This window comes from Agromyces mediolanus, from assembly GCF_044917495.1.
GTDB lineage: Bacteria > Actinomycetota > Actinomycetes > Actinomycetales > Microbacteriaceae > Agromyces > Agromyces mediolanus_B.
Window position 1 is genome coordinate 49,240 of sequence record NZ_JAVSSI010000007.1, and the last position, 17,915, is coordinate 67,154.

Here is a 17,915-nt window from a genome sequence, read left to right on the forward strand (position 1 = left end):
CATCCCGCGGGGTGATGTCGGTCCCTCCGGCGATGCATACCGTTCCAGGCATGCATCAGCTCCTCCCCCGCCGTTCCGCGCCGCATCGCGGCACCTCCGTCCCCCGCCGCCTCGCCCGCGCCGCGGCGGTCACCACGCTCCTGCTCGCCGCAGGTGCCGCCGGTGCCGCCGCGCCCGCCGCGCTCGCCGCGAGCGAGCCGCCCGCGGCATCCGCCCCGCCCTCCGCCGCCCAGCTCGTCGAGGACTACCGCGCCGTGTACGGGACGCCGGGCGTCGCCGCCGCCGTCATCACGAGCGGCGGGGTCGAGCGGGTGACGAGCGGGCGCGACGGCGACGGGCGCGAGGTGACGGCGAGCACCCCGTTCCGGATCGCCTCGATCAGCAAGTCGATGACCGCGGCCGCGGTGATGCTGCTCGTCGAGCGCGGCGAGTTCGGCCTCGACGACCCGGTCGCCGAACTGCTGCCCGAGTTCCGGCTCGACGACCCGCGCGCGGGCGAGGTCACCGTGCGCCAGCTCCTCACGCACCGCTCCGGGCTCTCGATCCGCACGAACGACGAGTACGCCCTGCCGCCCGCCGGCACCGCCGCCGAGGCCGTCGCGCGGCTCGCCGACCGGCATCTCGCCTGGGATCCGGGCTCGCAGTTCGAGTACCACAACACGAACTACGCGATCGCCGCGCGCCTCGTGGAGCTCGTGTCGGGGCAGCCGTTCGAGGCGTTCCTCGCCGAGGAGCTGTTCGCCCCGCTCGGGATGGACGGCACCCTCGCGACGGAGGGCTGCTCCGAGGAGGTCGCCGGGGTGCCCGACGGGCACGAGGTCGCGCTCGGCTTCGCGGTCGACGTGCCCGAGATGCCGGGCCTCTGCGCCGGCAACGGCGGCGTGATCTCGACCCTCGACGACCTCGTGCGGTGGATGCGGTTCAACACCGGCGCGACGGCGGGGCCGCTCACCGCCGACTCGCTCGACACCCTGCACCGGGCGACCGCCGCGAGCGACGGCTACGCGCTCGGCTGGCAGGACCGGCGGAGCCCCTCCGGCGTGCCGCTCGTCGGCCACGGCGGCACCCTCGCGACCTGGACGGGCGACGTGGTGTTCGTCCCGGGTGACGGCACCGCCGTGGTCGTGCTGACGAATGCGGCCGGCTCCCCCGGGGAGCTCTCGGCGAACCTCCTCGCCGGGGTGATGGGCGACCCGATCCTGCCGATCGAGAACCCGTTCACCGTGCTGAACGCGGTGCTGCTCGCCCTCACGGTCGTCATCGGCATCCTGCTGATCCTCGCGATCGTCCGCGCACCCCGCTGGGCCCGGCGCCGCGTGTTCGCGAAGCGCCCCCTCGTGGTGCTGCGGATGCTGCCGATCGCGGCGCTCGTCGTCGCCGGGGCGCTCCTCCCGATGCTGATGAACGCGAACACGGGGCTCATCACGAACTGGGTGGTGACGGTGTGGCTGCTGCCGATGGCGGCGATCCTCGGGATCGTGTGCGTCGGACTCGGTCTCGCCGCGCTCGTCTGCCGCATCGCGGGCTACGCCAGGGCGCGCCGCCGGGCGGCGGCCCCGCTCGCGTAGCCCACCCGCCCGCACCGGCCCGCCCGGCGCGCGCCCGAGGGGGTCGTATTCCGACAGCACCCCAGTTCCGAGACGGAGCGGATGGCGGAAATCGACCCTCTCGGGTGTGGAAGCTGGGCGGGTGCGGGCGGGCCGCGGCTCAGCGGAGCACGCGGTCCCGCCCGGCGAGGTAGCCGAAGACGATCGTGAGGCAGACGAGCCCGGCGAGCACGAGGAGCGGCGGGGTCCACGATCCCGTGACGTCGTGCATGAGCCCCACGGCGATCGGCCCGGCGGCGGCGAGGGTGTAGCCGACCGACTGCGCCATGCCCGACAGCGACGCGGCCTGCGCATGATGGCTCGTGCGCAGTCCGAAGGAGCTCAGCGCGATGACGATGCTCGAACCGCCCGCGACGCCGGCGACGATCGCCCACACCGCGGCGAGCGCCGGGGCGAGCAGCACGCCGAGCACCGAGCAGAGGAACAGGGCGGAGCTGCCCGCCGCGAGCCAGCGCTGGTCGCGCAGCCGCGGGATGAGTGCGGAGGCGGCGAGGCTGCCCGCGATGCCGGCGCCGTTCAGCAGCAGCTGGTGGAGCCCCGCGGAGGCCCGGTCGATGCCGGCCGAGGCTTCGATCGAGGGCAGCCAGGTGATGAGCACGTAGAAGCCGAGCGACTGCAGCCCCATGAACGCCGTCACCTGCCAGCCGATCGCCGAGCGCCACGGCGAGCGCAGCCCGGTGAGGTCCGGGTGCTCGGCGTCGGCGAGCTCCTGCGCCGAGAGGTGCGTGGTGCGCCGGAACTGCGGCAGCATCACGGCGATCGCGATGATCGCGAGCCCGGCCCACATGCCGAGCGGCAGCCGCCAGCCGAGGGCCGAGGCGCCCGCGACGGGCACGGCGACGCCCGCGGCGAGCGCCGCGAAGGCGGCCTGCACGGCCGAGTAGGTGCCGGTGACCTGCCCGATCCGTTTCGGGAAGTCGCGCTTCACGACGGCGGGCAGCACGACGTTCAGCACCGCGATCGCGACGCCGAGGAGGGCGGTGCCGATCCAGAGCAGCGGGAGGCCCGGGAGCGAGCGGACGACGAGTCCCGCGGCGAGCGCGGCCAGGGCGATGCCGAGGGAGCGCTCGAGGCCGATGCGGCTCGCGATCGCCGGCGCGATGGGCGAGACGATCGCGAAGGCGACGAGCGGCAGGCTGATGAGCACGGATGCCTCGAGCGACGCGAGCCCGAGATCCTGCTGCAGTTCGCCGAGCACCGGGCCGACCGTGGTGATGCCGGCCCGCAGGTTGGCCGCGACGAGGAGGAGCCCGGCGAGGACGAGGGCGGGGCTGAGCGCGCGGGCGCCGCGGCTCACCGGGCGACCTCGGCGCCGCTCGTCCGACGCCCGGGGAACCCGGTCTGCTCGTGCGCGAGCCGGACCATCCGTTCGGCGGCCTCGGCCGCGGCGTCGGGATCGCGGGCGACGATCGCCTCGACGAGCTCGGCGTGCGCGTCGTCGACGTGCCCGTACGCGGCGCGCTGGGCGGCGAGGTCGACCTCGGGACCGCTGAGCGGCGCGAGCGCCTGCTCGTTGCCGCCGACCCCGCGGTAGAGCTCGGCGAGGAGCGCGTTGCCCGAGGCATCCTGCACCGCACGGTGGAAGCGCACGTCGGCGGCCGCGTACTCGGGCGCCGTCTCGGCGGCGGTGCGCGCGGCGAGCGCGGCGAGGATCGCCTCGCGCGCGGCGTCGTCGGCGCGGATCGCGGCGAGCCGCGCACCCTCGCGCTCGAGGAGGAGCCGCACCTCGGCGACGTCCTCGGCCCGGTCGTGGTCGAGGCGGCGGGCGAGCGCCGGGGCGACGTCGCTCGCCGCGACGACGAAGGTGCCGTACCCGGCGCGGGCGCCGAGGAGCCCGGCGTGCACGAGCGAGCGGATGGCCTCGCGCAGGCTGTTGCGGCTCACCTCGAACTCGGCGGCGAGCTCGGCCTCGGTGGGCAGGAGCTCGCCGACGGCGTACTCGCCCTCGGCGATGCGGCGGCGGAGCTCGTCGGCGAGTTGGGCGGACAGGGGGATGTTGGGGGTGATTCCGGGCACCGATCCAGCCTAGCCGCAATAGAGCCAAATGTCGGACAAAGGATGTCGCGCTCCCGCCGAGCCGGCGCGGCCGGGCGCCGCGGCACGGCGCCGCACCGCGGCGCGCCTCGGCACGACCCTCCGGCGGCGCCGCGGCGCTACGGCAGCACGATGTCGAACGCCGTGTCGCCCTTCGAGAGCACCCCGAGCAGCTGCGACAGCACCCCCGTGTCGCCGACGGCGTCGATCCCGGGCGAATCGAGGTCGCCGCCCGCGAGGGCGATCAGCCGCGGCTTCGTGAGCGACAGCCGCAGCACCCCGTCGTCGGCGGGCTCGCGCTCCACGTAGACGAACACCCCGTTCCGCAGCGTCAGCCGGAAGCTCCGGTCGAGGTCGGTGAGCACGAGGTCGAAGGCGAGGTCGAGGTCCCACGCCCGCGGGCCGTCGACCGTGATCGCGACGGCGTCGAAGAGCTGCTCCGGCGTGAGCTGGGCGAGGATCGCAGGCGCGTTCGTCGTGGTCGGCGTGCCGAAGTTGCCCTCGCGCAGCTCGGTCGCCCCCGAGAGGAAGAAGTTCCGCCACGTGCCGTTCTCCGCACCGTAGCCGAGCTGCTCGAGCGTGTCGGCGTAGAGCTCCTTGGCGGCCGCGTTGTCCGGCTCCGCGAACACGGCGTGGTCGCAGAGCGTCGCAGCCCAGCGGAGGTCGCCGTCGGCGAACGCCTGCCGGGCGAGCTCGAGCACCCGGTCGATCCCGCCGATCGCGGCCACGTAGCGCTCCGCCTGCGCCTGCGGCGGGTGCGGCCAGAGCCGCGCCGGGTTGCCGTCGAACCAGCCCATGTACCGCTGGTAGATCGCCTTCACGTTGTGACTCACCGAGCCGTAGTACCCCCGGGTGTGCCAGGCGTTCTCGAGTGCGGGCGGCAGCTGGATGGCCTCCGCGATCTCGGCGCCCTGCATGCCCTGGTTCAGCATCCGGAGGGTCTGGTCGTGCAGGTAGCCGTAGAGGTCGCGCTGCAGGCCGAGAAACTCGACGATCCGCTCGCTCCCCCACGTCGGCCAGTGGTGGGACGCGAAGACGACGTCGGTGCGGTCGCCGTAGCGCTCGATCGCCTCGGTGAGGTACCGCGACCAGACGTGCGGGTCGCGCACGAGCGCCCCGCGCAGCGTGAGCAGGTTGTGCAGGGTGTGCGTCGCGTTCTCCGCCATGCAGAGCGCCCGGTAGCGCGGGAAGTAGAAGTGCATCTCGCTCGGGGCCTCGGTGCCCGGCGCCATCTGGAACTCGATCTCGAGCCCGTCGATCGTGTGCCGCTCGCCCGTCGTCGTGACGTCGATCGTGGGCGCGATGATGGTCGCGTCGCCGGTCGAGGTGGTCTGGCCGAGCCCCGCGCCGACGGCGCCGCGCGGACCGCGGGCGAGCGCCGCACCGTACATGTAGCCGGCGCGCCGGCCCATCGCCGGTCCCGCGTAGACGTTCTCGGCGACCGCGTGGCCGACGAGCCCCTCCGGCGCGATGATCTGCACCTCGCCGGCATCGACCTGGGCCTGGTCGACGATGCCCTGCACGCCGCCGAAGTGGTCGATGTGGGAGTGCGTGAAGATCACGGCGGTGATCGGCCGCTCGCCCCGATGCGCCCGGTAGAGCGCCATGGCGGCGGCAGCCGTCTCCGTGGAGATGAGCGGGTCGATGACGATGACGCCCGTGTCGCCCTCGACGAAGGACATCACCGAGAGGTCGAGGCCGCGCGCCTGGTAGAGCCCGGGCACGACCTCGAACAACCCGTGCTTCGCGACCAGCCGGCTCTGCCGCCAGAGGCTCGGGTTCACGGTGTCGGGCGCCTCCCCCTCGAGGAAGTCGTAGCTGGAGGCATCCCAGACCACCGTGCCGTCCGCGTCCCGGATGACCGGATCGTCGAGCGTGCCGAGGAAGCCGCGCTCGACGGCCTCGAAGTCGGCGGTGTCGGCGAACGGCAGTCGCGCGGCCAGCTCCCGCTGCTGCGCGACGATGGCCTCGCTCGGGTCCTTCTGCGGCATGGTCTCCCCCTCCGGGGGCGCCGGGCGGCGGATCCCCCCGCTCCCGACCCTGCCGGACATCCGGGCCACGGGCAAGAGGGAATCCGCCGGGTGATGCGGCCGTCGGTGGTCGGTGGCATCATCGCGCCCATGGAGCGGGACGAACGCGACGAGGACGTCATCGACTGGCTGCTGCACGCCGACCCGGCGATCCGCTGGCAGGTGCAGCGCGATCTGCTCGACTCGCCGCCCGACCTCGTCGCCGCCGAGCGGGCGCTCGCGACGCGCGAGGGCATCGCCGCGCGCATCCTCGAGCTGCAGGACGAGCACGGCTACTGGGGCGGCTTCACGTACGGGCCGGAGCGCGAGCGCGACAGCGTCATGTGGACGCTGCACGTGCTGCTGCGGTTCGGCGTCGACCCGGACGCCCCGGAGGTGCGCACCGCGATCGAGCGGGTGCGCGCGGGGGTGCGCTGGCCCGAGGAGGACGGCGGGCGCTCCTTCTTCGCGGGCGAGGTCGAGGAGTGCGTGAACGGCGGGGTGCTCGCGTACGCCGCGTACTTCGGGGTGCTCGACGAGGCATCCGATCGACTCGTCGACCGCCTGCTCGGCGAGCGGCTCAGCGACGGCGGCTGGAACTGCGACCCCGTCGAGGAGTCGGTGCGCTCCTCCTTCGACAGCACGCTGTGCGTGCTCGAGGGGCTGCGCGGGTACCAGCGGGCGACGGGGTCGACGGATGCCTCGATCGCCGACGCCGTGCGCACGGGCGAGGAGTACCTGCTCGAGCGGAACCTCTTCCGCCGCAGGTCGACGGGCGAGCTCGCGAACCCGCAGTACGCGACGTTCGCCTTCCCGATGTACTGGTTCTACGACGTCCTGCGGGCGCTCGAGCACTTCCGGGCGAACGGCGGGGCGCCCGATGCGCGCCTCGCCCCGGCGCTCGAGCTGCTCCTCGCCCAGCGGCGAGCCGACGGGCGGTGGCCGGCCGGTCCGCAGCGGCCGACGCTCCGCGGCTACGTCGTCGAGGTGCCCGAGGGGCAGCCGAGCCGGTGGAACACGCTGCGCGCACTCCGCGTGCTGCGCTGGGCGGATCCCGCCGCGCTCGCGCGCCGTTGAGGCATCCGCCGCGCGCAGCCGACCGCGCGCGGACCGTCGCGCCCCCGCCGACCCCGCACCCGCCGACCCCGCGCCCGCCGACCCAACGCCGAGTTGCCCGACTTTCATGAAAGTCGGGCAACACCGCGCTGGGGCGGCTCAGCTGAGCTTCTTCCGGTAGATCGCGATCGCCGCGGCGTACGCGACGGCGAGGATGCCGACGAGCCAGGCGAGGGCGATCCAGATCTCGGTGCCGACCGGCTGTCCGGCGAACAGCGCCCGGATCGTGTTCACGATCGAGGTGACCGGCTGGTTCTCGGCGACCCAGGCGACCGGGCCGGGCATCGAGTCGGTCGGCACGAACGCCGAGCTGATGAACGGCAGGAAGATCAGCGGGTAGCTGAACGCGCTCGCCCCGTCGACCGACTTCGCCGAGAGGCCGGCCACGACCGCCAGCCAGGTCAGCGCCAGGATGAACAGCACCAGGATGCCGGCGACCCCGAGCCATGCGCCAACGGACGCCCCGGTGCGGAACCCCATGATCAGGGCGACGCCCACGACGATCGCGACGGAGACGAGGTTCGCGACGACCGAGGTGAGCACGTGCGCCCAGAGCACGCTCGACCGCGCGATCGGCATCGACTGGAAGCGGTCGAAGATGCCGCCCTGCAGGTCGAGGAACAGCCGGTACGAGGTGTACGCGACGCCCGAGGCGATCGTGATGAGCAGGATGCCCGGCAGCAGGTAGTTGATGTACGACTCGTCGGACCCGGTGTTGATGGCCCCGCCGAGCACGTAGACGAAGAGCAGCATGAGCGCGATCGGGGTGACCGCGGTCGTGATGATCGTGTCGGGGCTGCGGAGGATGTGGCGCAACGAGCGCCCGGTGAGCACGCCGGTGTCGGCGATCGCGTGGCTGGTCATCGTGCGTCCTTTCGTGTCGAGGCATCCGCCGCCGCGTCGGCGTTCTCCGCCGCGTCGGCCTCGCCCGTGTCGCCGACGAGGGCCAGGAAGACGTCCTCGAGGGAGGGCTGCTTCTCGACGTACTCGATCTCGGCGGGCGGGAGGAGCTGCTTGAGCTCGGCCAGGGTGCCGTTCTGGATGATGGTGCCGCGGTGCAGGATCGCGATGCGGTCGGCGAGCTGCTCGGCCTCGTCGAGGTACTGCGTGGTGAGCAGCACGGTGGTGCCGCCGTCGGCGAGCTGCTTGACGGTGCGCCAGACGTCGATGCGCGCCTGCGGGTCGAGCCCGGTGGTGGGCTCGTCGAGGAAGATGATCTTCGGCTCCCCGATGAGGCTCATGGCGATGTCGAGCCGGCGGCGCATGCCGCCCGAGTAGGTCGCCGCGCGGCGGTCGCCCGCCTCGGTGAGCGAGAACCGGGCGAGCAGCTCGTCGGCGATCGCGCCGGGGTTCTTCACGTGCCGGAGCTTCGCGACGAGCACGAGGTTCTCCCGCCCGCTCAGCACCTCGTCGACCGCGGCGAACTGCCCGGTGAGGCTGATCGACTCGCGCACCTCGCCGGGCGCTCGGGTCACGTCGTGGCCCTGCACGGTCGCGGCGCCGGCGCCGGCCTTCAGCAGCGTCGACAGGATGCGGACGAGGGTCGTCTTGCCCGCGCCGTTCGAGCCGAGCAGGGCGAAGATGCTGCCCCGCTCGATGTCGAAGTCGACGCCCCGGAGCACGTGGACATCCTTGAAGGACTTCTCGATGCCCCGCACCCGGATGGCAGTGTCGCTCACTTCCGATCACCTCGCTTCGCCTGGTCGATGTCCTTGACGAGCCGCGCCCGCTCCTTGTCGATCCACTGGGTGCCGCCGTAGGCCTGGGCGAACGTCTCGGCGAACTCCACGGGGTCGTCGCCCACGATCTCGGCGACGGGCGTGCCGTCGACGGCCGCGCGCTCCCAGAGGTCGGCGAGGTCGACGAACATCTGCACGAGGGTGTCGCCGTCGGTGATGCCGCCGTAGTACATGAAGTACCGGTGGCAGGCGTTCGCGGCGGTGCGGTACGGCTCGGGCAGCGCCTCGAGGCGGGCCTTCGTCTGGCGGTACTGCTTCTTCTGCTCGAGGGAGCCGGTGAGGGCTTCGATCCACTTTGCAGCCATGGTCACTTCTCTCCTTCGTGGAGCTGTTCGATACGTTCTGCGAGGAAGCTCCACGTCCTCCAGAACTCGGCGAGTTCGTCGTGCCCCTTGGCGTTCAGGGTGAACACCTTGCGGGGCGGGCCCTTCTCGGAGGGGACCTTCTCGACGTCGACGAGGCCGCGCTGCTCGACTCGGACGAGCAGGGCGTAGATGGTGCCCTCGGCGATGTCGGTGAAGCCGCGCTCGCGGAGCCGCGCGGTGATGTCGTAGCCGTAGGCCGGCTGCACCGCGATGATCGCGAGGACGATGCCCTCGAGCGTGCCCTTGAGCATCTCGGTCATCTGCTTGCCCATCGGGATGCTCCCTTCTTCTGTGTGCTCTCGGTGGTGCCTGATTCCCCAGCGCTTACTATTCAGTGTTGCTGAGTACCACTAGAAAGTAACACTGAGTACCGGTACTTAGCAACACCGAATACCAAACTTCTTCTCTTCCCCTTCGGACGTGCCCGACCTTCGGGAAAGTCGGGCAACTCGGGAGTGGTCGGGGCAGGATGAAGTCATGGCCGACGACGGCGCACTGGCCGAGATCGCCGGGGAGCTCTACGGGCTGCTCCCCGCGGAGTTCGTCGCGGCCCGGAACGCCAGGGCGAAGGAGCTGAAGCGGGGCGACCCGGCGCTCGCCGCCGCCGCCGCCGAGCTGCGCCGGCCCGCCCCGGCCGCCTGGCTCGTGAACCAGCTCGTGCGGCACCGGCGCGACGAGCTCGACTCGCTGCTCGAGCTCGGGGCCGAGCTGCGGGCCGCACAGGCCGAACTCGACGCCGCCGCGCTCACCGCCCTCGCCCGGCAGCGCCGCAGCGTCGTCGCCGCCCTCGCCCGGGACGCGGCCGAACTCGCGGAGGAGCTCGGGGCACCCGTGCGCCAGCCGGTCGTCGACGAGGTCGCCGGGACGCTGCAGGCCGCGATGACGGATGCCTCGGCCGCCGACGCCGTGCGCACCGGACGGCTGGTGCGCGGGCTGGAAGCCGTGGGCACCGAGGTTGACCTCGACGGCGCGGTCGCCGGGGGGCCCGATGCCGCCGGGCTCGGGGCCGCGTCGGCCGCCCCGCCACGGACCGCCCCGCCCGACGAGCTCGCCGAGCGCCGCAGTCGCAAGCAGCGCGAGGCGAGGGAACGCGCCGCGCGCGAGCTCGCCACGGCCGAGCGGCGGGCGGATGCCGCGGAGCAGGCGGCCGCCGAGGCATCCGCCCGGCTCGACGCGGCCGGGTCCGCGGCCGGCCGCGCCGCCGCCGAACGCGACGCGCTCCTCGCCGAGCGGCGCGAGCTCGAGCGCCGGCTGAGCGACGCCGAGGGCGAGCTGGCCCGCGCCGAGCAGGCGGTGCCGCCACTCGAGCGGGACCGCGCCCGGACCGCCCGCGCGGCCGCCGAGGCGCGCGCCGCCGCCGAGGCCCTCCGCGCCCAGCTCGACTGAGCCCGTCGACGGGAACGCTGGTTCCCTGAGCCCGTCGATGGGAAGGGCTGGCGCCCTGAGCCCGTCGAAGGGAGCGCTGGCTCCCTGAGCCCGTCGAAGGGAGCGCTGGCTCCCTGAGCCCGTCGAAGGGAGCGGCACCGACCTCGCTTCGACAGGCTCAGCGAACCACTCCCGCGTCGACACGCTCGGCGAACCACTCCCGCTTCGACACGCTCAGCGAACCACTCCCGCTTCGAAAGGCTCAGCGAACCCGCTCGCGCGTCGACACGCTCAGCGAACCAGATCATCGACCCGTCGAAACGGACCGGACTCGTCGATTTGCGGCCCGCGCCGCACTCTGGCAGGATCCCGGTACCTCGCGGCGCTCAGCGTTTCGAGGACATCGGATCGCGGCGTTTCCCTTGCTGCCCCGATGGCACGGCCGGCCCGGGCAAGCATCCCCCCGATCTCGCCCGGGTCGACCCCCCACCGCGGTGCGCTCGCACGCCGCTCGAACGGTTGACGTGCCGCAACCACCGCAGTGCGCGTCAGCATACTCCCACGCGGCACTCAGCCGACACCCCCGAACGGGCGACGCGGTCCGGTCGCATGGAACCGCTCTCAGCCAGTGCCGACGGGCGGCGGCGACGGGGAGCTCAGCGCCGCCGGCGGCGCAGCTCGGGCAGCACGGCGACGGCGCCCACCACGACCGCCGCGGCCAGCACGGCGGTGGCGAACCCGCCCGGCGCGGGGGCCGCCGCGATCGTGCCGAACACGGCGATGCCGAGCCCGGCGCCGAGCGCGAAGCCGATCTCCTGGATCGCCCCGACCTGCCCGGCCTGATCGGCGGTGGTCGCCTCGAACAGCGCCGTCGCGGCCAGCGTCCCCGCGATGCCGAAGCCGAGCCCGACGAGCACGAGCGGCGCCGCGACGAACGCCGGGTCGCTCGCCAGCCAACCGAGCCCCGCGGCCTGCACGAGCAGCGCGAGCACCGTGAGCGTGTTCGCCGACAGCCACCTGAGCAGGAACGGGGTGACGACGCCGCCCGCGGCGATCGCGGCGGCCTGCGGCAGGAGGGCGAGCCCGGCCTCCGCGGCGCTCGCGCCCCGCGCGTCCTGCAGCTGCAGGCTCACGAGGAGCACCGCCGCCGACGAGGTGCCGGCGCTCACGAGGATGCGAGTGATCGCGGGCGAGAAGCCCGCGAGGCCGAACAGCCGGACGTCGATGAGCGGCTCGCGGAGCCGGCGCTGCCGCAGCACGAAGAACACGAGGCTCGCGACGGCGACCGCCCCGGCGACCACGGCGACGAGCGGCGCGGCGACCGCCTCGTGCAGCGCGAGCACCAGCCCGCCGAGTGCGAGCATCGAGGCGAGGATGCTGGGCACGTCCCAGCTCGGCCGGCGGCTGCTGCGCGAGTCGGGCACGAGCCACGCGGCGAGCACGATCGCGACGAGCGCGAGCGGCACGGCGCCGAGGAACAGCCAGCGCCACCCCGGGCCTTCCGCGAGCGCCCCGCCGAGCACCGGGCCGAGGGCGTTGCCGACGCCGAAGGTCGCCGTCCAGAGCCCGTAGGCGACGACCCGGTCGCGCCCTGCGTAGCGGGCGCCGATGGTGGCGACGACGCCGGCGATGACGAACGCCTCCGCGATGCCGAGCAGGGTTCGCGCCCCGATGAGCATCGCGCCGCCGGTGGCGAGCCCGCCGGCGAGGTTCAGGATGGCGAAGCCCGCCAGTCCGATGAGGATGATCCGCTTGCGGCCGAACGCGTCGCCGACCCTGGCCGCGATGATGAGCGTCGCGGCCATCGCCAGCGAGTAGCTGTCGACGAGCCAGAGCGCCTCGGTGTCGCCGAGCGCGAGCTCCGCGCGGATGGCCGGCAGCGCGGTCGAGGCGCTGCTGATCGCGAGGGCCCCGATCAGGATGCCGAGGAGCATCGGCACCATCGCGAGCCACCGGCGGATCGAGGAACGGGAGTCTGGGAGCGCCGGGGAGAGGGTCACTCGACCATTCTGTGGAGTACCGTTCAGAGTGACAAGTACGGTCATTCCTGTCAGGTAGTGACCGTTCGGATACTGTGGTGGCGAGCCCGCCCTGGAGGTCAGCGATGCGCGAGAAGACGGAGCGGGTCATCCGCGAGTGGACCGACACCTGCGACGCGGAGGTGTCGATCGCCGTGCTCGGCGGCGCCTGGAAGCCGAGCATCCTGAGCCTCCTCGCCGAGCGCGAGGTGCTCCGCTTCGGCGAGCTCGGCCGCCTGCTCGACAATCCGACGGCGCGCGTGCTCACCCGCCAGTTGCGCGAGCTCGAGCAGGACGGCCTCGTCACCCGCACCGTGTACCAGCAGGTTCCGCCGAAGGTCGAGTACCGGCTGAGCGAGCTCGGCCGGAGCGCCGGTCCCCTCGTCGAGGCGCTGACGCAGTGGGGCGGGCACTACGCCGGGCTCCAGCGGGCAGCGCTCGGCTAGATCGCCGAACCGCGCAGCGCTGGGCTAACCGCAGAGCCGGGCAGCGCTCGGCTAGATCGCCGAGCCGCGCAGCACCTCGCGCAGCCGCGCCGTCTCCGCCTCCGTGAGCCCGCCGGACCGCAGGTAGCCGGCCGCGTCGCCGTGCTCGACGGCGATCCATTCGAGCGCGGCGTCGATCGCCGCCGCGGGCGACTCGGTCGCGAGGCTCCGCAGTTGCGGCACCACCGGCAGCCCGAGCGCGGTGATCAGCCCCAGGAGCGACTCGGCGAACGGGCCGGCGAGGTTCTCCCCGGTGCGGGTGTAGTCGTCGATGATCGCCCGGCGCTCCGCCCCCGCGACGGAGAGCAGGATGGCGGCCGACAGTCCGGTGCGGTCCTTCCCGGCCGTGCAGTGGAACAGCACCCCGGGTCGCGGGGTCCCCGCGGCGTCGAGCACGGTCCGGGCGAGCGTCGCGAACGCCGGTGCGCTCGAGGCGAGGATCGCGACGTATAGCTCCGCGAGGCTCGGGATCTGCGCGACGATGGCCTGCACCTCGTCGTCGGTGAAGGCGTGCGCCGCGCCGTCGGCCGGCAGCAGCCGCGCCACGAGCTCGTCCATCGCGCCGCCCTGCACCGGGAGGGCGAGGAACGCGACCCCGTCGGGCACGACGTCGGGCGCGCGATGGCGCTCGCCGTCGGTGCGCAGGTCGACGATCGTGCCGACGCCGAGCTCGGCGAGCGCGGCCGCGCCCGCCTCGGTCAGCCGGTCGAGGGCGTCGGAGCGGAACAGGATGCCGGACGCGGTCACCCCGCCTCCGGCGAGCGGGATGCCGCCGAGCTCCCGGGCGTTGTGGGTGACTTCGAGCTTCGATCGCAGGTCCACGTTCCTCCTCGGTTCCCCGCCATCGTATGCGGAGCGGGGCGCCCGGTTCGGGGGCGGCGGGGCGATCGCACCCGAACGGGGTGCGCGCCCGCCTCGCGAAGCGGCAGACTGAGAGGCCCGGCATCCCTCACTTCGACCAAGGAGCCCGCGCGCATGCCACTCTCGGAGACCTCGGAACGGGTCCGGCTGGAGATCTACACGCGCCTCGCGCGAGACGGAGCCCTGCCCGACCACGAGACCCTCGCCCACGCCGCCGGCCTCGGCCGGGCCGCGTACGACGAGGCGATCCGCGAGCTCGCCGAGACCCGCAACGTCGTGCTGCGCGACGGCGAGATCGAGATGGCCCACCCCTTCGCGACGCGCTCGTTCGGCTTCTCGGTGATGGGGCCGGCCACGCTCTGGTGGGGCGGCTGCGCCTGGGATGCCTTCGCGGTGCCGAACCTCGTGCCGGACGCGCCGTCCGTGCTGGTCGCGACGACCTGCCCGACGTGCGCCACCCCGCACGCCTGGACGGTGACGAACGAGGGCCCGCCCGCCGGCGAGCAGCTCGCGCACTTCCTGACCCCGGTCGACCGGATCTGGCCCGACGCGGCGCACGCCTGCGAGAACCAGCTCATCTTCTGCGGCCGCGAGTGCATCGACCGCTGGCTCGAGCGCACCGGCCACGAGCCCGGCTACGTGATGAGCCTCGAGACGCTCTGGAACCTCGCCTCGGAGTGGTACGCGGGTCGCCTCGACTCGCCGTACGTGCGGCGCGAGCCGGCCGCGGCGGCCGAGTACTTCCGCTCGGTCGGGCTGCACGGCCCGTTCTGGGGTCTGCCCGACTGAGCCGGGCCCGGCGCCGGCGCGGTACCGCACCGGCATCCGATCGATCCGGACCGCGGAAGTCGGGCGCCGAGCTGAGGCGACGAGCAGGCTGGACGGCGAAGGAGGAACCGTGATCGCGACGCTCAACCGCGTCGTCGAGCTGGTCGAGCAGACGCTCGACGGCCCGATGGAGCTGGCGGCGCTCGCCCGGCAGCTGGGCACCACCGAGTACCACCTGCGCCGCATGTTCTCGTCGCTCGCGGGGATGCCGCTCTCGGAGTACGTCCGACGACGGCGGATGACCCTCGCCGCCGCGGACGTGCTCGGCGACGGCGAGCTGCTCGGCATCGCCGTGCGGTACGGCTACGGCTCGACGGAGGCGTTCGGCCGGGCGTTCCGCGCGGTGCACGGCGCGTCCCCGGCCGAGGTGCGACGCGACGGCGGCCCCCTTCGCACGCAATCACAACTCAGGTTCCGCCTGACCGTCGAAGGGAGTGCACGGATGGACACCCGCATCACCGACCGCCCCGCGTTCACGCTCGCCGGGCACGCCGCACGCGTCCCGCTCATCCACGAGGGGGTGAACCCGCACATCCAGGCCCACATCGCCGCCATCGAGCCGAGCGAGCACGCCCGCTTGAAGCAGCTCGGCGACACCGAGCCACGCGGGCTGCTCCAGGTGAGCGCCGACGTCGACCCCGACGCTCGCGAGGGCACGCCGCTCACCTACCTGCACGGCGTCGCGCTCGCCGACGCCGCCGCGGCGCCCGACGGCCTCGACACGATCGAGGTGCCCGCCGGGGAGTGGGCGGTGTTCCGCGTGGCCGGGGAGTACCCGGCCGCCCTCCAGACGGCGTGGGCCGCGACCGCGACCGACTGGTTCCCGTCGAACCCGTGGCGGCTCCGCCCCGGCCCCTCGATCGTCGCGGTGCTCGACCGATCGGACGACTTCGCCACGGCGACGTGCGAGCTCTGGCTCCCGGTCGAGCGCGCCTGAGCACCCGTCCGCCTCTCCCTCCCTCACACAACTCAGGAAGCCCACCCGGCGAGCCCCGGGTTCACGGGGCTCGCCGGATCCACGACCGGCATAACCGCCAGATGTTCCTGAGTTGTGTGACGGGACGGAGGAGAGCGCTCAGACTCAGCTCGCCGCGCGGATCGCCGTGAGCACCCGTTCGATGTCGCCGAGGTCGTTGAAGCCGTGCACGCCGATGCGGAGCCGCGTCGACGCGGCGCCACTAGCGGGCCGCCGCCCCCGTCTGCCGCGCGGCCAGTTCCGCTCCCGCCCGTCGCAGCCACCGGGGCGCATCCGACCGCGCCGCCGCGGTCGACCCCGCCAGCTCGCTCAGGCTGATCGCGGCGGCGAAGTCCGTGCTCGGCGCCGAGACGCTCCCGGCGACGAGCGCGACGGGCGCGCCGACCGCCCGGGCGATGCGGACGACCTCGGAGGGCACCTTCCCGGCGGCGGACTGCCGGTCGTAGCGGCCCTCCCCCGTGATCAGCAGCTGCGCGCCGGCCGCGGCCTCGCGCAGGCCGATCACCTCCGCCACGGCCGCGGCGCCCGACGCCGCGCGGGCGCCCCAGGCGAGCAGGGCGTAGCCGGTGCCGCCCGCCGCACCCGCGCCCGACGTCTCCGGCGCGACCCGGACGCCGGCCCGCTCGAGCACCGCGGCGTAGTTCGCCAGGGCGTCCTCCAGCCGGCGCACCGTCTCGGCATCCGCCCCCTTCTGCGGCCCGAACACGGCGGCGGCGCCGTCTGCTCCGAGCAGCGGATTCGTCACGTCGCCGAGCACGGTCGCGCCACCCGCAGGGAGCGCGAGGAGCCCCGCGAGCTCGGCCGTGCGCAGCTCGGCCAGGCCGCGCCCGCCCGGCGCGATCGGCCGGCCGTCGCCCGTGCGGAAGCGCGCCCCGAGCGCGGTCAGCATCCCCGCCCCGCCGTCGGTGGACGCGCTCGAGCCGAGCGCGAGCAGCACCCGCTCGACGCCCGCGTCGAGGGCCGCGCGGATGGCCTGGCCGAAGCCGGTCGTGTGCGCGTCGAGCGGCGCGAGCTCCGCCATCAGGGTGATGCCCGAGGTGCTCGCCAGCTCGACCGCGCCGGTGCCGTCGGCCAGCCGGAGCCACCAGGTCTCGACCCGGCGGCCGTCCGGCCCGGTCACGCGCACGTGCTCCCGCCGCGCCCCCGGCGCCGCGGTCTCGAGCGCGGCGAGCGTGCCCTCGCCGCCGTCGGCCATCGGCGCCAGGACGAGCTCGTCCGCGGGCCGCTCCGCGTGCCAGCCCTCCGCGATGAAGGCCGCGGCGGCCGCGGCGTCGACGGTGCCCTTGAAGGAGTCCGGCGCGATGACGACCTTCCTGCGCGCTGCGGGGTTCACCCCTCGCGGGCAGCGGAACGCCGGGTCGCGTCGGCGAGCTCCGCCGGGCTCGCGAGCTCCGCGGCGATGGCGGCGCCGAGCGCGACCGTGGTGCCCGCGCCGCCGAGGTCGGGCGTCAGGACGGCGCCGTCGGATGTCGCGAGCACCGACTCGATCGCCGCGACCGTCGCGTCGGCGGCCTCCTGGTGGCCGAGGTGCTCGAGGAGCATCGCGCCCGACCAGATCTGCCCGATCGGGTTCGCGATGCCGCGTCCGGCGATGTCCGGGGCGGAGCCGTGCACCGGCTCGAACAGGCTCGGGAAGCTGCGCTCGGGGTTGATGTTCGCGCTCGGGGCGATGCCGATCGTGCCGGTGCACGCCGGTCCGAGATCGGAGAGGATGTCGCCGAAGAGGTTGCTCGCCACGACGACGTCGAACCAGTCGGGGTGCAGCACGAAGTTGGCCGCGAGGATGTCGATGTGGAACTGGTCGCGCCGCACCTCCGGGTGCTCGGCGGCGATCGCCTCGACCCGCTCGTCCCAGTACGGCATCGAGATCGTGATGCCGTTGCTCTTCGTCGCGGAGGTGAGGTGCCGCTTCGGCCGCCGCTCGGCGAGTTCGAAGGCGTAGCGCAGCACCCGGTCGACGCCGGTGCGGGTCATCACCGTCTGCTGCATCACGACCTCGCGGTCGGTGCCGTCGAAGATGCGGCCGCCGATCGAGGAGTACTCCCCCTCGGTGTTCTCGCGGACGACGACGAAGTCGATGTCGCCGGGCTCGCGGCCGGCGAGGGGCGAGTCGACGCCCGGCATCAGCCGGCACGGCCGCAGGCTGATGTACTGGTCGAACGCGCGGCGGAACTGGATCAGGCTGCCCCAGAGCGACACGTGGTCGGGCACGACGTCGGGCCAGCCGACGGCGCCGAAGAAGATCGCGTCGAAGCCGCGGAGCGTCTCGAACCAGTCGTCGGGGAGCATCCGCCCGTGCCGCTGCCAGTAGTCGGCCGAGGCGAAGTCGAACCACTCGTACTCGAGCGCGATGCCGAAGCGGGCCGCCGCGGCATCCAGCGCCCGGATGCCCTCCGGGACGACCTCGGTGCCGATGCCGTCGCCGGGGATCACGGCGATGCGGTGGACGGGTGCGGACATGCGGGGTTCCTGCTTTCGTGCGTCGGTCGGGAGGACGGGGAGGTGCGCGGCG

The 17,915-nt window shown here is 73.8% G+C and carries 17 protein-coding genes; 6 read left to right on the plus strand and 11 right to left on the minus strand.

The genetic code is table 11. The annotated features are described in order from the left end of the window. Positions 1–50: 50 nt before the first annotated feature. Positions 51–1,568 (plus strand): serine hydrolase domain-containing protein, encoded by a 1,518-nt coding sequence (locus tag ROT00_RS11450; protein WP_404774960.1) that lies wholly within the window; start codon positions 51–53, stop codon positions 1,566–1,568. Positions 1,569–1,707: 139 nt separating this feature from the next. Here ROT00_RS11450 and ROT00_RS11455 read toward each other — a convergent pair whose 3' ends face one another. The 3 genes from ROT00_RS11455 to ROT00_RS11465 form a co-directional block, all read right to left on the minus strand. Beyond that, positions 1,708–2,904 carry a CynX/NimT family MFS transporter gene (locus tag ROT00_RS11455; protein ID WP_404774962.1) on the minus strand — a complete coding sequence of 399 codons (1,197 nt, stop codon included), beginning with the start codon at positions 2,902–2,904 and terminating at the stop codon, positions 1,708–1,710. Next, positions 2,901–3,623, minus strand: coding sequence for a FadR/GntR family transcriptional regulator (locus tag ROT00_RS11460; protein ID WP_404774964.1), 723 nt, complete (start codon positions 3,621–3,623; stop codon positions 2,901–2,903). Before ROT00_RS11460 ends, ROT00_RS11455 begins: the two co-directional genes overlap by 4 nt. A gap of 137 nt (positions 3,624–3,760) precedes the next feature. Continuing rightward, positions 3,761–5,632, minus strand: a complete 1,872-nt coding sequence (locus ROT00_RS11465) for an alkyl/aryl-sulfatase (protein WP_404774966.1) — start codon at positions 5,630–5,632, stop codon at positions 3,761–3,763. Between the two features lie 129 nt (positions 5,633–5,761). Here ROT00_RS11465 and ROT00_RS11470 point away from each other — a divergent pair, with 129 nt between their 5' ends. Then, positions 5,762–6,727 (plus strand): hypothetical protein, encoded by a 966-nt coding sequence (locus ROT00_RS11470; RefSeq protein WP_404774968.1) that lies wholly within the window; start codon positions 5,762–5,764, stop codon positions 6,725–6,727. 138 nt (positions 6,728–6,865) lie between these two features. Here ROT00_RS11470 and ROT00_RS11475 read toward each other — a convergent pair whose 3' ends face one another. From ROT00_RS11475 to ROT00_RS11490, 4 genes are read right to left on the minus strand one after another with little or no spacing between them, the layout of a single operon-like run. Continuing rightward, entirely contained in the window at positions 6,866–7,630 is a 765-nt protein-coding gene (locus ROT00_RS11475) for an ABC transporter permease (protein WP_404774970.1), read from the minus strand. Next, the gene (locus tag ROT00_RS11480) at positions 7,627–8,445 is read right to left on the minus strand and encodes an ABC transporter ATP-binding protein (RefSeq protein WP_404774972.1); all 819 of its coding nucleotides are present in this window, start codon (positions 8,443–8,445) and stop codon (positions 7,627–7,629) included. The genes ROT00_RS11475 and ROT00_RS11480 overlap by 4 nt, the downstream gene beginning before the upstream one ends. Next, a complete protein-coding gene (locus ROT00_RS11485) occupies positions 8,442–8,810 on the minus strand; it encodes a DUF1048 domain-containing protein (protein ID WP_404775212.1) in 369 nt (122 codons plus the stop codon). The genes ROT00_RS11480 and ROT00_RS11485 overlap by 4 nt, the downstream gene beginning before the upstream one ends. 2 nt (positions 8,811–8,812) lie before the next feature. Beyond that, the gene (locus ROT00_RS11490) at positions 8,813–9,142 is read right to left on the minus strand and encodes a PadR family transcriptional regulator (protein WP_404774974.1); all 330 of its coding nucleotides are present in this window, start codon (positions 9,140–9,142) and stop codon (positions 8,813–8,815) included. Positions 9,143–9,347: 205 nt separating this feature from the next. Between ROT00_RS11490 and ROT00_RS11495 the strand changes: the two genes are divergently transcribed. Beyond that, positions 9,348–10,256, plus strand: coding sequence for a transposase (locus ROT00_RS11495; protein ID WP_404774976.1), 909 nt, complete (start codon positions 9,348–9,350; stop codon positions 10,254–10,256). Positions 10,257–10,891: 635 nt separating this feature from the next. Here ROT00_RS11495 and ROT00_RS11500 read toward each other — a convergent pair. Further along, positions 10,892–12,235 carry an MFS transporter gene (locus ROT00_RS11500; RefSeq protein ID WP_404774978.1) on the minus strand — a complete coding sequence of 448 codons (1,344 nt, stop codon included), beginning with the start codon at positions 12,233–12,235 and terminating at the stop codon, positions 10,892–10,894. Between the two features lie 104 nt (positions 12,236–12,339). On the opposite strand from ROT00_RS11500, the gene ROT00_RS11505 reads away from it, so the two are divergent. Further along, complete coding sequence (locus ROT00_RS11505) at positions 12,340–12,699, plus strand: winged helix-turn-helix transcriptional regulator (RefSeq protein ID WP_404774979.1); 360 nt, start codon at positions 12,340–12,342, stop codon at positions 12,697–12,699. Positions 12,700–12,750: 51 nt separating this feature from the next. On the opposite strand, the gene ROT00_RS11510 is transcribed toward ROT00_RS11505, so the two are convergent. Then, positions 12,751–13,560, minus strand: a complete 810-nt coding sequence (locus ROT00_RS11510; RefSeq protein ID WP_404774981.1) for a tyrosine-protein phosphatase — start codon at positions 13,558–13,560, stop codon at positions 12,751–12,753. A gap of 153 nt (positions 13,561–13,713) precedes the next feature. On the opposite strand from ROT00_RS11510, the gene merB reads away from it, so the two are divergent. Both merB and ROT00_RS11520 read left to right on the plus strand, forming a co-directional pair. Next, positions 13,714–14,388, plus strand: a complete 675-nt coding sequence (gene merB, locus ROT00_RS11515; protein ID WP_404774983.1) for an organomercurial lyase — start codon at positions 13,714–13,716, stop codon at positions 14,386–14,388. Positions 14,389–14,497: 109 nt separating this feature from the next. After that, positions 14,498–15,364 (plus strand): AraC family transcriptional regulator, encoded by an 867-nt coding sequence (locus tag ROT00_RS11520; RefSeq protein WP_404774984.1) that lies wholly within the window; start codon positions 14,498–14,500, stop codon positions 15,362–15,364. A gap of 241 nt (positions 15,365–15,605) precedes the next feature. Here the strand turns inward: ROT00_RS11520 and ROT00_RS11525 are convergent, their stop codons facing one another. Both ROT00_RS11525 and ROT00_RS11530 read right to left on the minus strand, forming a co-directional pair. Beyond that, complete coding sequence (locus tag ROT00_RS11525) at positions 15,606–16,736, minus strand: glycerate kinase (RefSeq protein WP_404774986.1); 1,131 nt, start codon at positions 16,734–16,736, stop codon at positions 15,606–15,608. After that, the gene (locus ROT00_RS11530; protein ID WP_404774987.1) at positions 16,733–17,863 is read right to left on the minus strand and encodes a tartrate dehydrogenase; all 1,131 of its coding nucleotides are present in this window, start codon (positions 17,861–17,863) and stop codon (positions 16,733–16,735) included. The genes ROT00_RS11525 and ROT00_RS11530 overlap by 4 nt, the downstream gene beginning before the upstream one ends. Positions 17,864–17,915 lie beyond the last annotated feature (52 nt).

Coding starts and splice junctions, on each gene's coding strand:
- ROT00_RS11450 (WP_404774960.1), top strand. CDS start 51: ATGCATCAGCTCCTCCCCCGCCGTTCCGCGCCGCATCGCGGCACCTCC.
- ROT00_RS11495 (WP_404774976.1), top strand. CDS start 9,348: ATGGCCGACGACGGCGCACTGGCCGAGATCGCCGGGGAGCTCTACGGG.
- ROT00_RS11485 (WP_404775212.1), bottom strand. CDS start 8,810: ATGGCTGCAAAGTGGATCGAAGCCCTCACCGGCTCCCTCGAGCAGAAG.
- ROT00_RS11470 (WP_404774968.1), top strand. CDS start 5,762: ATGGAGCGGGACGAACGCGACGAGGACGTCATCGACTGGCTGCTGCAC.
- ROT00_RS11505 (WP_404774979.1), top strand. CDS start 12,340: ATGCGCGAGAAGACGGAGCGGGTCATCCGCGAGTGGACCGACACCTGC.
- merB (WP_404774983.1), top strand. CDS start 13,714: ATGCCACTCTCGGAGACCTCGGAACGGGTCCGGCTGGAGATCTACACG.
- ROT00_RS11490 (WP_404774974.1), bottom strand. CDS start 9,142: ATGGGCAAGCAGATGACCGAGATGCTCAAGGGCACGCTCGAGGGCATC.
- ROT00_RS11530 (WP_404774987.1), bottom strand. CDS start 17,863: ATGTCCGCACCCGTCCACCGCATCGCCGTGATCCCCGGCGACGGCATC.
- ROT00_RS11475 (WP_404774970.1), bottom strand. CDS start 7,630: ATGACCAGCCACGCGATCGCCGACACCGGCGTGCTCACCGGGCGCTCG.
- ROT00_RS11465 (WP_404774966.1), bottom strand. CDS start 5,632: ATGCCGCAGAAGGACCCGAGCGAGGCCATCGTCGCGCAGCAGCGGGAG.